The sequence below is a fragment of the Actinoplanes sp. NPDC048967 genome (assembly GCF_040649415.1).
Taxonomy (GTDB): domain Bacteria; phylum Actinomycetota; class Actinomycetes; order Mycobacteriales; family Micromonosporaceae; genus Actinoplanes.
The window spans coordinates 805,777-817,849 of record NZ_JBEZFL010000001.1 but is presented as its reverse complement, the minus strand read 5'-3'; the positions used below and the strand labels follow the sequence as shown (position 1 = coordinate 817,849).

Below are 12,073 nucleotides of genomic sequence, written 5' to 3'. Positions count from 1 at the left end.
CGTCGGTGCCGTGCGTGGTCGGGCGCTCACCCGCTCACTGTGCCGCACGCGCGCAAATGATCTTCTCCAGCGTCCGGCCGGCCGAGTCTACGCACGAAAACGCACCCGGAGTGTCCCCCTCCGGGTGCGCGTTCGGCGTACGTCAGGTCAGGTCAGCGCACTCAGGTCAGGGCGCGCTTGAGCAGCTTGCCGGTCGCGGTCATGGGCAGCGTGTCCACGAAGGCGACCAGTCTCGGGTACTTGTAACCGGCCATCTGCTCCTTGCCCCAGGCGATGAGCTCCTCCTCGGTGACGGTCGCACCCTCCTTGCGGATCACGTACGCCTTCACCTCCTCGCCGTGGGTCTCGTGCGGCACCCCGATGACCGCGGCGAGCGACACCGCCTCGTGAGTCATCAGGACCTCTTCGATCTCGCGCGGGTAGACGTTGAAACCACCGCGGATGATCATGTCCTTGGCCCGGTCGACGATGTAGTACCAGCCGTCCTTGTCGCGCTTGCCCAGGTCGCCGGTGCGGAACCAGCCGTTGTTCATCACCTCGGCGGTCGCGTCGGGCCGGTTGTAGTAGCCGCGCATGATGCAGTGCCCGCGGATGGCGATCTCGCCGATCTCCTCGCTGCCCTCGATCGTGTTCCACGACTCGTCGATCAGCTTGACCTCGACACCCCAGATCGGCACGCCGATCGACCCCGGCCGCGGCTCACTGTCCGGGTCGCTGAACGTCGCCACCGGCGAGGTCTCGGACAGGCCGTAGCCCTCCAGGATGGTCCAGCCGAGCCGGTTGCGGACCTCCTTGATGATCTCCAGCGGCAGGCTGGAGCCGCCGCTGACCGTGCGCCGCATGGTGCGGGCGATCTTCTCCACGTCGACGTCGTCGGTCAGCGCGTTGAGCAGACCCCAGTACATCGTCGGCACACCGGCGAAGAAGGTGACGTTCTCCTTCTCCAGCAGCTTGACCGCGGCGGCCGGCTCGAAGCGGGGCAGCAGCACCAGCGTGGAAGCGCTGGAGAAGCCCGCGTTCATGTTGACCGTGGAGCCGAACGAGTGGAACAGCGGCAGCACCAGCAGGTGGGTGTCGGTGGCCGGAGCGGACTGGAACAGCCGGTTGCAGGTGAGCGCGTTGAGGATGAGGTTGGAGTGGCTCAGCTCGGCGCCCTTGGCCTGCCCGGTGGTGCCGCTGGTGTAGAGGATGACCGCGGGATCGGTCTCGGCGGCGAGCACGGTCTCGAACACGGGTGACTGCCCGGCCAGCGCCCGGCCCAGCGTCTCGGCGCCCTCGATCGGCGACTCCGCGGCGGGGTCGGCGGTGACCAGGAAGAAGTGCTCGCACGCGTCCACCTGGGCGAAGCCGGCGTGGCCCTCGGCGCCCATCGGCAGCTCGGGTGTGCCCTGGAAGCAGAAGTACGCCTTGGCCTGCGAGTCGGTCAGGTGGTACGCGATCTCCCGCCCCTTGAGCAGCACGTTCAACGGCACGACGACCGCGCCGGCCTTGAGGATGCCGTAGTAGAGCACCGGGAAGTACGGCAGGTTGGGACACGACAGGGCGACCTTGTCCCCGGGGCCGATGCCCCGCGCGCGCAGCAGGTTGGCGACCTGGTTGGCCGCCGCGTTCACCTGCGCGTACGTCAGGCGCTGGTCGCCGAGGACGACCGCTGCCCGCTCCGGGTAGTGACGGGCGCTGTCCTCCAGGAAGACGGAGAGGTTGAGCATGCGTGGGTCTCCTCGACAGATCCGCTGTGGCGACGGTCTCAATCCCAACATGCCGACGGCAGCCGAAGAACCCTCCGTTTCGATTTTGTTTCACATAGACCCAGCTCTTGCCCGCAGCACCGGCACGCCGGCCGCCAGGACGGCGACGAGGGCGCAGACCAGCGCCACGCCGAGGTTCTGACCCCACGGCACCACGAGCTCGATCGCCTGCCCGATCTCCTCCTCGATCGAGCGCCGGGCCGCCAGCAGGCAGAACACCGCCACCGTGCCGCCCAACAGGGTGCCCGTCACCACCGCGAGCAGGGCCTCGCCGGAGGTCACCCGCAGCACGTGGGACGTGCCGCCGCCGGCCAGGCGCAGCGCCCGGTACTCCTCGCGGCGTGCGGCCGTCGCCATCAGCAGGGTGTTGGCCACCGCGAGACCCGTGTAGCCGACACCGAGGGCGAGCAGCACGGCCAGGAAGATCTGCACGATCTCGCCCTCCTCGTCGATGTCGAGCTGCACGTACGCGCGTGCGGTGAGTACCCGCAGCCCGGTCGCCGGCACGGCCGGTCCGTCGAGCAGGACGGCCTCGGTCAGCGCGCCGGGGTCGTGGCGCCGGACCAGGTCGCGGGGGAGCAGCATCGCTTCCGGCGCGTCGTCGCGGACGGCGGTGACCGGCAGCGTCGCGGTGGTGCCGTCCGGGAACCGGACGTCCAGGCGGCGGGGCAGGTCCGCAAGTTCACGCGAGAGCACGACACCCTCCTGACCGTCTGTCCCGGCCACGCCGTAGCGCGTCGTCCTGCCGCCGACCGTCACCAGCAGGTGGCTGCTCAGATAGGAGTCGCCGGGCTGGCCGGCCACGGCGGCGTCGGACAGACCCGGAGTGCCGTCGGGGGCGGCGACCAGCGCGGCGGGCACGTCGGCCGCCGCGTCGGCGCCGGCGGACTGGGAGATCGTCGAGACGGTCCCGGTGAGCAGCACCGCGAAGCCGATGGTGAGCAGCACCGGTGCCGCTGTCGAGGCGACCCGGCGGGCCCCGGTGAGCGTGCCTTCGCGGACCAGCATTCCGGTCGCGCCGCGCCGCCACGGCCAGGTCGTGAACCGCACCAGCGGGGCGATGACCACCGGGGCGAGCAGCGCGGCCCCGATGAGCAGCAGCATCGCGGCGCCCATCATGGCCGAGGACTGGGCGTCGGTGCTGAGCGCGGGCAGGGCGATCAGCAGGGCGGCGCCCGCGATCACGCTCAGCACGCCGAGGATCCAGCGGGGCCGGGTCATCGCCCGGTGCTCGATCGCCGCGTCCCGCAGGGCGTCGAGGGCGGGCACCCGGCTGGACCGCCGGGCCGCGGTCCAGACACCGGTCAGCGCGACCACGATGCCGAGCCCGAACGCACCGGCCAGCGCCGCCGGCTGCCAGGTCACGGCGAACCCCGCCGGTTCGAGCCCGGCGGCCACCAGCGGCGGCGCGAGCAGGGGAGCGGCCAGCGCCCCCAGCGGTACGCCCACCGTGCCACCCAGCACCGCGACGACCAGCGTCTCGGCGTACATCATCCGGATCACCTGGCCCGGGGTGGCCCCCACCGCGCGCAGCAGCCCGATCTCGCGCCGTCGTTGCGCCGCGCTCAGCGCGCACGTGGACGCGACCACGAAGATCGCCACGAAGGAGCCCAGCGAGACCATGGCGATCAGCAGTTGCGCGCCCAGCCAGCGGATCCGGGTCACGGACTCCGGCTCCAGGGTGTCGCGGGCCGCCCCGGACAGGACCGTGCCGCTTGTACCCACGGCCGACCGGGCCGCCGCCGCGACCGACTCGGCGTCACCGCTGACGGTCAGCCCGATGAGCCGGACGCCGGCGGACAGGGCGGCGGCGGTGGCATCCGCGACGTAGAAGCCCGGGCCGTCGGTCGTGCCGGTCACCGTCCAGGTCGCCGGGCCGTGCGCGGTCAGCACGTCGACCCGCGAACCCGGTGCCTGACCGGCCAGCGTGACCTCCCCGGGCCGCTCCGGTGGTGCGCCGGCGCTGAGCCGGTAGCCGCCGAGCGCCGCCGACGACCAGGCGTGCCCCTCGGCGAGCGCGGTCTGCGGGTCGCCGGTGGGCCGGCCGCCGACGACCCGCTGCACGTAGAAGGACGGGTCGGGGATCGCCGCGGTGACCCCGGGCAGGGCCGCGAGCCGACCGGCCAGCCCGGCCGCCTCGGCGATGGTCCACGAGCGGTACTCCGGATAGCCGTCGTCGTTGTCGCCGACCGACGGCGAGTGCACGAGCACCGGGGTGGCGGACAACCGCTCGGGGGTCTGCGGTTGTGACGACGCCCAGAGAGTGGTCGCGCCGGCCACGACGCCCACGCCGAGCGCGATCGCGACGAAGGTGCCGGCGAACGCGGCGAACCGGTGCCGGACCATGTCCCAGGCGAGCCTCACCGCTCCTCCAGCCGGGCCATCCGCACGGCGATCTCCGGGGCGTCCGCCGGATGGTCGAGCACGTCCGCCACCCGTCCGTCGGCGAGCAGCAGCACCCGGTCGGCGTGCGCGGCCGCGTACGGGTCGTGCGTCACCATCACCACGGTCTGGGCGTGCCGGTCCACCGCCGTACGCAGCAGCCGCAGCACCTCCCGCGACGCCGTGGTGTCCAGCGCGCCTGTGGGCTCGTCGGCGAACAGCACTGCCGGCCGGGTCACCAGCGCCCGGGCGATGGCGACCCGTTGCTGCTGGCCGCCGGAGAGCTCACTCGGGCGGTGCCGGGCCCGGTCGGCCAGCCCCACCTCGGCCAGCATCGCCCGGACCTCGCCGGCCGCCGGCCGCCGGCCCGCGAGCCGCAGCGGCAACGCCACGTTCTGCTCCGCGCTCAGCGCCGGGATCAGGTTGAACGCCTGGAAGACGAAACCGACCCGGGCGCGGCGCACCTTGGTCAGGGCCCGCTCGGAGAGCCCGGTCAGGCTCACCCCGTCGATGGTCACCTCGCCACTGGTCGGCCGGTCGAGGCCCGCGGCACAGTGCAGCAGGGTGGACTTGCCGGACCCGGACGGGCCCATCACCGCGGTGAACGTGGCCGGGGCGATGTCCACGTCGACCGCGTCGAGGGCGGTCACCGCGCTTTCGCCCGTACCGTAGATCCTGGAGACGGCCCGCAGCCGCACCGCCGTGCCGATGGTCGTGATGGTCATGGCCGGAAGCCTTCCGGCCCGCCGGGCCCGGCACATTCCCCCGCGCGCGAGGATCGAAGGTATACCCAGCACTACCGAGCGGGGCGCGGCCCGCCGGTAGCGTGACTGCCCATGCCGGTCCGCAACGCGCTCGAGGCGCTCACCATGCGGCCGACGCGGTTCCTGCTGTCGCCCTGGCCCCTGCGCTCGCTGATCTACCTCACCGGTGGGGCGCTGATCGGCATGGCCACCATCGCGACCACCCTGCTCCTGCTGGCCGCCGGGCTCCTGCTGTCGATCGTCGTCGTCGGCGTCGCCGGCTACCTGGCCACGGTGCTGTCCGGGGTGGTTGTCGGCCGGCTGGAACGCTGGCGGATGCGGCTGGTCGACCGGGAGGCGCTGCCGAACCCGCACCGCCATCCCGGCGAGCCGGGGCTGCGCGCCTGGCTCACCTGCCGGTTGCGGGAGCAGGCCACCTGGCGGGAGCTGGGATACACGGTGATCTCCGCGCTGGTGCTGTGCTGGATGGACGCCGCGGTGGTCTACGCCGCTGTCGTGGTGCCCGCCAGCCTGCTGTTCGGACCGGTCTACCTGCACGGCGAGACCACGCCCTGGGTCACCGTGCCGATGGCGCTGCTGACCCCGGTCGCCCTGGCGATCGGCGCCTATCCGGTGACCGCCTGGGCCGGCGCGCGGGCGGCGATGGCCCGGGCACTGCTCGCGCCGCGCAGCGACGACAGCGACGCCAAGCTGGTCGAGCTCACCCGCTCCCGAGCCCGACTGGTGGACGCCTTCGAGGTCGAGCGCCGCCGCATCGAGCGGGACCTGCACGACGGTGCCCAGCAGCGGCTGGTCGCCCTCAGCATGCAGCTCGGACTGGCCCGTCTGGAGCTGGAGGACGGGTCCGCGGCCGCGGTCCAGGTGACGGCGGCGCAGCAACTCGCCAAGGAGACGCTCGCCGAGCTCCGGGAGCTCATTCGCGGCGTCCACCCGAAGGTCCTGACCGACCGCGGCCTTGCCGCGGCCGTCGGGGACGCGGCCGGGCACGCCCCGGTGCCGGTGGATCTCGACCTGCGGCTGGCCGGGCGCCTGCCGGACGCGGTCGAGGTGACGGCGTACTTCGTGGTGGTGGAGGCCCTGGCCAACGTGGCCAAACACAGCGAAGCGACCCGGGCCGCCGTGTCCGCCGGGATCCGCGGCGGCCGGCTGCACCTGGACGTCCGCGACGACGGCCGCGGCGGCGCCGACCCCGGCCGCGGCACCGGTCTGACCGGGCTGGCGGATCGGGTCGCCGCGGTCGACGGCACAGTGGCGCTGTCCAGCCCGCCCGGCGGCCCCACCCTGCTGCATGTGGAGATCCCGTGCGGGTCGTGATCGCGGAGGACGGCGTCATCGTCCGCGAGGGCATCGCCGGCATGCTGCGCCACTTCGGCCACGAGGTGGTCGCGGCCGTCGCCGACGCACCGGCCCTGCTCGCGGCCGTCGCCGAGCACCGGCCCGACGTCGTGGTCACCGACGTGCGGATGCCACCGGGCTTCAGCGACGAGGGCCTGCAGGCGGCGATCGCGCTGCGGGCCGCCGACCCCGGCCTGCCGGTCCTGGTGCTGAGCCAGTACGTGGAGCAGACGTACGCCGCCGAACTGCTCGACTCCGGCCCGACCGCGGGCGTCGGCTACCTGCTCAAGGACCGCATCGGCGACGTGGCCGAGTTCGTCGACGCGCTGGTCCGGGTGGCCGCCGGCCGTACGGTCGTCGACCCGGAAGTGGTCCGGCAGCTCCTGGGCCGGCGCCGCGACCCGCTGGCCCGCCTCACTCCCCGCGAACGCGAGGTGCTGGCCCTGATGGCCGAGGGCCGCTCGAACACGGCGATCGCCCGGACGCTGGTGGTCAGCGAGGCGGCGGTGGCCAAACACATCGGCAGCCTGCTGGCCAAGCTGGACCTGCCGCCGGACGTCGACGACCACCGCCGCGTCCGGGCGGTGCTGGCCTTCCTGCGCGGCTGATCCGTTCCTCAGGCGTTGCGCAGCTGCTCGAGGACCAGCGGGTCGATCCTGCCGGCGACGATGCGTTCCTCCAGGTTGGCGACGCCGGCCCAGGACGCGAGCGCCTCGTCGAGGTCGGCCGCTGCCGGGCCCGCGGGGTGGCCCAGGACGGCGAGCCGGTCGCGCACCTCGGTGCCCAGGTCGCCGTCGAGATCCAGCAGGGTCGCCGGGTCCGGGCGTTCGAAGTAGAGGGTGTGCAGTTCGAGCAGGCGGGTCAGCTCCGCGACCGGGTCTGGGTGGTCGTCCACACGGAGATCCACCACGACGTCGCTGGTGCCGCCGTACCCCTGGCCCTTGGCCACCACCAGCAGCGCCGCGCTCTGCCGGCCCCGGCGGTCGCCGCCGGCCTCGTCGCCGGCGCGCAGGGCGTCGAGCAGGCGGTACGCCAGGCGGGTCTGTGCCGTGCCGGCCAGCCAGGCCTGGCGCATCTGCTCGACCACCTGGGGTCCGGCCAGCATGTTGCCCTGGATGGCGAAGCCGTCCCCGGCCACCCCGCCGGCCCAGTCGTGGCAGGCCGAGCCGGTGAACGTCGCTCCGGGGCCCTGCGAGCCGACCACGCCGACCTGCCGGTGGTCCACCGGGCCGGCGTCCGCGGCGATCAGGCCGGCGACTGTCTCGGCGGCGGGCACCCCGGTGGCCAGCAGGGCGAGGGCCTGCGGCCGGTACGCGAGGTTGGCGTACGACTGGGTCGCCACCGCGCCCACGTCCGCGAGGGCGGCGGGCACGGCCGCGCCGGCGCCCAGGAACTTGCTGGCCACAGCCACCCCGAGCGCGCCACCGTCGGCTGCGCGCGCCACGACAGAGAAGGTCATGAGCGCACGTTATCCGAGTCGTAACAAGACAGGAGAACACTGTGCCCGGGTGCCGTTCGACTGAGCCGGCGGCGTCCGCTGGTCAGATCACTGTCGTGCCCGCCGCCGCCCTCGGTGGGGCCGACCACGGTCCGCCGTCCGCGGGCCGCGCCGGGATCGGTGCGGCCCGCTGTGCGGACCTCGAGCTACGGGCGGGGACGGTGCTTGCCGGTTCCTGACCCGCCCGTAGTTTCGCCCGTCGTTTCGTCAGCGGCCGAAGGCGAAGCGCGAGCGCTTCTTCTGCCGGCCGAAGCGGCCCTGCAGGGTGTCCGCGCCCTGGCGCAGCAGCTTGGTGCCGCGGCTGGGTCCGCGCTTGGCCTCCACGGCGTCGCTGAGCTTGCGCGCGCCGGCCGCGGCCAGCGGGATGGCGATCGCCATGATCACGTAGCGCCTGATCAGGTTGAAGAACATCGGAGTCTCCTCGTCGCCGGTTGGGGTACGCCTCCTGATTACCCGCAGCGACGATCGCCACACGTGGCCCGGCCGCCGACTACCTCGTCCGGGCGGGTGACAGCCGTGCCGCCAGTGCTTCCACGCCGGGACCGGAGAGCCGGGGCAGGGCCGCCGGCCGGCCGGTGAGCAGCAGCAGGATCGCCCCGATCGGGCCCTCGACGCGAGGCCCGGCCCCCGCCGTCCAGTCGTCGTCGGTGGCGGCGAAGGTGAAACCGCGCAGCCGCCGCTCGGCCCGGAACGGCCACAGATCCGGCCACACGCGGGCCGCGGCGGCGGCCGACGCCCGTGCCGGCATCGCGCGCTGCCGTCCGAGCGGAACGGCGATGTCCTGGCCGTGCACCAGGACGTCGATGAGTGGCTCCAGGTGGGTGACCCCCGGTGCGGTACGCCGCGACCCGGCCATCGCGCGCAGCAGCGGGGCATACTCCGCGGTGGGCCGCCGGGCCTGGTGGCGCGCGGTGTCCCGGATCATCCGGTTGAGGTTGCCGCGGGCCCGCACCACGGCCACCAGCGCGGGCAGCACGCCGGTCTGGGACAGCGTCAGGTGCGCGGCGACATCGCGGACGCGCCACTGCGCACAGAGCGAGGGCGTCGCCCACTCCGGCGGGGTCAGATCGTCGAGCAGCTCCGCCAGGCTCAGCCTCTCGGCGTCGATGGTCTGCCACACCTCGTCGCGGTCCATGTCGGCCCTCCCACCGAATTTGGTAAGCTTCTCTGACCAATAGTCGTCAGAGAATCTGTCCAAGTCAAGGGGCCGTATGAGTGACGAGCTGAATCTCGGCCTGCTCTGCTACATCGCGTACCGGGCGATGGAGAGCGGGGTGCTCGAGGCGCTGGAGGCGGCCGGATACGGCGATCTCACCGCCGCTCAGGGCCGGATCGCCGCCCGGATCGGGCCGGCCGGGAGCCGGGTCACCGAGCTGGCCGAGCAGGCCGGGGTGACCAAGCAGACCGCCGGTTTCCTGGTCGACCAGCTGGAGCGCTCGGGCTACGTCGAGCGGGTGCCGGACCCGTCCGACGCGCGCGCCCGGCTGGTGCGTTTCGCCCCGCGGGGCAAGGCCGCGGTCGCGGTCGCGCGCGAGGCCGAGGTGCGGATCGAGGCGACGTGGAGCCGGCATCTGGGCCGGCGCGGCACGACCCAGCTGCGGCGGGCGCTGACCGAGCTGCGGGAGATCACTGATCCGTACCGGTGACGGCCGGTGGCCCCGGGCCGGACGGGGAGCGGCCCACCCCGCTTTCCCGCCCGGCCCGGGGCCACCGGAGGTCGTGGATCAGTCGTTGTCGCGCAGGTAGCGGACGGTGTCGTGGGCGGCCCGGGCCAGCAGGGACGCGTCCGAGCCCACGCCGATGAAGCGGAAGCCCAGGTCCGCGTACTCCTGGGCCTGCCCGGCGTGACCGGCCAGGATGCCGGCGGTGATCCCGGCGTTCTTGGCCGCGACCAGCACCTCGTCCAGGGCGGCCCGGAAGTCGGGGTGGGTGAAGGCCCCGGGCACGCCGAGGTCGTGCGACAGGTCGCGGGGGCCGATGAAGAGCACGTCGACGCCGGGGATGGCGGCGATCTCGGCGATCGACGCCAGCGCCCGCCGGCTCTCCACCTGCACGATGCCGAGCACTCCGTCGTTGGCGGTGGCCAGGCCTTCGGGGCGCAGGCCGAAGTCGTACACCCGGTTGTAGGTGGCCACGCCGCGGTCACCGGCCGGCGGATAGCGCAGGTGCCGGACCGCCGCGGTGACCTCCTCGGGCGTTTCCAGCCGGGGGAACATCACGCCGGTGACGCCGACGTCGAGCACCCGGCCGGTGCGGATCCGCTCGGCCGACTCGACCCTCGCCACCATGGCCAGCCCGTGCGCCTCGGCGGCGATCTGCTGGTGCAGCAGGGCCGGCTCGTCCCCGCCGCCGTGCTCGAGGTCGGCCAGCAGCCAGTCGAAGCCGGCCACCGCGCAGGCCTCGGCGGCCAGCGCCGAGCCGAGCCCGAGGAACGTGCCGTAGAGCAGCTCGCCGGCCCGTAGCCGGTCCCGCAGGTCAGCCATCGGCCCGGCCCGCCATCCGCTCGGCCAGCCGCAGCAGCGCGGTGTGGTCCAGCCCGCCGTCCCCCTGGGCCCGCAGGGCGGCCATGAGCTGGGCCAGCAGGGCGCCGACCGGGACGACGGCGCCGGCCTCGCGGGCGGCCTCCAGCATGATGCCCAGATCCTTGTGGTGCAGGTCGACCCGGAAGCCGGGGGTGAAGCTGCGGGCGAGCATGCCGGCCGCCTTGCGGTCCAGCACCGTGCTGCCGGCCAGACCGCCGGCCAGCACCCGCAGGCCGGCCCCGGCGTCGACGCCGGCGGCCTCCAGCAGCACGATCGCCTCGGCCACGAGCTGGATGGTGCCGGCGACGACGAGCTGGTTGGCGGCCTTCACCGTCTGGCCGGCGCCGGCCGGTCCGACGTGCACGATCGTGGTGCCGAGCGCTTCGAGCACGGGCCGGGCCGCCTCGGCGTCGGCCTCGGCCCCGCCCACCATGATGGACAGCGTGCCTTCGACGGCCCCCTGCTCACCGCCGGAGACCGGGGCATCCAGGGCCCGGACACCCCGGTCGGCCACGGCGGCCGCGACCGTGCGGGCGGTCCGCGGCCGGACGGTGGACATGTCGATGAGGAGCGTGCCCGGCCGGGCGTGGGCGAGGACCCCGCCGGGGCCGAGGACGACCTGCTCGACGTCGGGGGAGTCGGGCAGCATCGTGACGACCACGTCCGCGCCGGCCACGGCCTCGGCGACGTCCCGGACCGGACGGCCGCCCGCGGCGGCGAGCCGGTCGAGGCCGGCCCGGCCGCGGGAGTGGCCCGCGACGTCGTAACCCGCCTTGACGAGATTGGCGGCCATGGGCGAGCCCATGATCCCCAGGCCGATGAAGCCGATGGCGTCTGGCATGCAGGTACCCCGTCCACATATATGGATGCCTATCGCACTGCTGAATGCAACCCAAACTAGAGAAGCCCTGTCGGCCGGTCAAGCAAGCGATATGTATGGGAACTGGATGTTAGGGTTCCGTCGCATCGACGACGGTCATGAACGTGGAGGTTCCCCCGATGGCTCAGCGACTCCTCATCACCGGCGGCGCGGGAAAGGTCGCGGGGCTGCTGCGACCCCGCCTCGCCGCCGCGGGCCGCACCCTGCGGCTGCTCGACATCGTGGAGCCCGCGCCGGTCGAGGGCGGCGGCGCCGAGGAGATCGTCATCGCGTCGGTGGACGACCAGGAGGCCCTGGTGGCGGCGTGCGAGGGCGTGGACGCCATCGTGCATCTGGGCGGGCAGAGCAAGGAGGCCGGCGCCGAGGACGTGCTGCGGCGCAACGCGTACGGGACGTACTGCCTGCTCGAAGCGGCCCGGCGCAGCGGGGTCCGGCGCGTCGTGCTGGCCTCGTCCAGCCATGCCGCCGGTTTCCACCCGCGCGACGACGACCGCTACCCCGACGGGCTGCCGGCCGACCTCCCGCCCCGCCCCGACACCCTGTACGGCTGGAGCAAGGCAGCCGTGGAGTCGCTCGGCCGGCTCTACGTGGACCGCTTCGACCTCGAGGTCATCTGTGTCCGCATCGGACTCTGGTTCCCGACCCCGCCGCAACTGCGCGGCCTGGCCCTGTGGCTCTCACCCGACGACGGCGCCCGGCTGGTCGAGGCCTGTGTGGCGGCCGAGAGTCCGGGTTACCGGATCATCTGGGGCGTCAGCCGCAACACCCGCCGCTGGTGGTCGCTGGCCGAGGGCGAGGCGATCGGCTACTTCCCCGAGGACGACGCCGAGGTCTACGCGGAGCGGCGCGTCGCCGAGTTCGGTGAGCCCGACTTCGCGCACGACCCGCTGCTGAACCGGGTCGGCTCGTGGTGGTGCGACCTGCCCCTGGGCGAACCGATGTGA

12 protein-coding genes are annotated in these 12,073 nt (G+C 73.6%); 4 read left to right on the top strand and 8 right to left on the bottom strand.

What is annotated here, in order from left to right; translation table 11 throughout:
• Window positions 1-161: 161 nt before the first annotated feature.
• The 3 genes from AB0C12_RS03810 to AB0C12_RS03800 form a co-directional block, all read right to left on the bottom strand.
• Complete coding sequence (locus AB0C12_RS03810) at window positions 162-1,709, bottom strand: long-chain fatty acid--CoA ligase (RefSeq protein ID WP_360543829.1); 1,548 nt, start codon at window positions 1,707-1,709, stop codon at window positions 162-164.
• A gap of 90 nt (window positions 1,710-1,799) precedes the next feature.
• Window positions 1,800-4,112: an ABC transporter permease gene (locus tag AB0C12_RS03805; RefSeq protein WP_360543827.1), complete on the bottom strand. Its 2,313-nt coding sequence runs from the start codon at window positions 4,110-4,112 to the stop codon at window positions 1,800-1,802.
• Window positions 4,109-4,855 (bottom strand): ABC transporter ATP-binding protein, encoded by a 747-nt coding sequence (locus AB0C12_RS03800; RefSeq protein ID WP_360543825.1) that lies wholly within the window; start codon window positions 4,853-4,855, stop codon window positions 4,109-4,111. Before AB0C12_RS03800 ends, AB0C12_RS03805 begins: the two co-directional genes overlap by 4 nt.
• A 111-nt stretch (window positions 4,856-4,966) precedes the next feature.
• On the opposite strand from AB0C12_RS03800, the gene AB0C12_RS03795 reads away from it, so the two are divergent.
• Both AB0C12_RS03795 and AB0C12_RS03790 read left to right on the top strand, forming a co-directional pair.
• A complete protein-coding gene (locus AB0C12_RS03795) occupies window positions 4,967-6,208 on the top strand; it encodes a sensor domain-containing protein (protein ID WP_360543823.1) in 1,242 nt (413 codons plus the stop codon).
• A gap of 41 nt (window positions 6,209-6,249) precedes the next feature.
• The gene (locus AB0C12_RS03790; protein ID WP_360544920.1) at window positions 6,250-6,837 is read left to right on the top strand and encodes a response regulator transcription factor; all 588 of its coding nucleotides are present in this window, start codon (window positions 6,250-6,252) and stop codon (window positions 6,835-6,837) included.
• Between the two features lie 8 nt (window positions 6,838-6,845).
• Here AB0C12_RS03790 and AB0C12_RS03785 read toward each other — a convergent pair whose 3' ends face one another.
• The 3 genes from AB0C12_RS03785 to AB0C12_RS03775 all read right to left on the bottom strand — a co-directional run bounded on the left by AB0C12_RS03785 (window position 6,846) and on the right by AB0C12_RS03775 (window position 8,862).
• Entirely contained in the window at window positions 6,846-7,688 is an 843-nt protein-coding gene (locus AB0C12_RS03785) for a DUF1028 domain-containing protein (protein WP_360543821.1), read from the bottom strand.
• 246 nt (window positions 7,689-7,934) lie between these two features.
• The gene (locus AB0C12_RS03780; RefSeq protein WP_360543819.1) at window positions 7,935-8,138 is read right to left on the bottom strand and encodes a hypothetical protein; all 204 of its coding nucleotides are present in this window, start codon (window positions 8,136-8,138) and stop codon (window positions 7,935-7,937) included.
• Between the two features lie 79 nt (window positions 8,139-8,217).
• On the bottom strand, window positions 8,218-8,862 hold the full coding sequence (locus AB0C12_RS03775; RefSeq protein WP_360543817.1) for a maleylpyruvate isomerase family mycothiol-dependent enzyme: 645 nt from the start codon (window positions 8,860-8,862) through the stop codon (window positions 8,218-8,220).
• Between the two features lie 76 nt (window positions 8,863-8,938).
• Between AB0C12_RS03775 and AB0C12_RS03770 the strand changes: the two genes are divergently transcribed.
• The gene (locus tag AB0C12_RS03770) at window positions 8,939-9,373 is read left to right on the top strand and encodes a MarR family transcriptional regulator (protein ID WP_360543815.1); all 435 of its coding nucleotides are present in this window, start codon (window positions 8,939-8,941) and stop codon (window positions 9,371-9,373) included.
• A 78-nt stretch (window positions 9,374-9,451) separates the two neighbouring features.
• Here AB0C12_RS03770 and AB0C12_RS03765 read toward each other — a convergent pair whose 3' ends face one another.
• Both AB0C12_RS03765 and AB0C12_RS03760 read right to left on the bottom strand, forming a co-directional pair.
• Window positions 9,452-10,210 (bottom strand): aldolase/citrate lyase family protein, encoded by a 759-nt coding sequence (locus AB0C12_RS03765; RefSeq protein WP_360543813.1) that lies wholly within the window; start codon window positions 10,208-10,210, stop codon window positions 9,452-9,454.
• Entirely contained in the window at window positions 10,203-11,090 is an 888-nt protein-coding gene (locus AB0C12_RS03760) for a 2-hydroxy-3-oxopropionate reductase (protein WP_360543811.1), read from the bottom strand. Before AB0C12_RS03760 ends, AB0C12_RS03765 begins: the two co-directional genes overlap by 8 nt.
• Window positions 11,091-11,248: 158 nt before the next feature.
• Between AB0C12_RS03760 and AB0C12_RS03755 the strand changes: the two genes are divergently transcribed.
• Window positions 11,249-12,073 carry an NAD(P)-dependent oxidoreductase gene (locus AB0C12_RS03755; protein ID WP_360543809.1) on the top strand — a complete coding sequence of 275 codons (825 nt, stop codon included), beginning with the start codon at window positions 11,249-11,251 and terminating at the stop codon, window positions 12,071-12,073.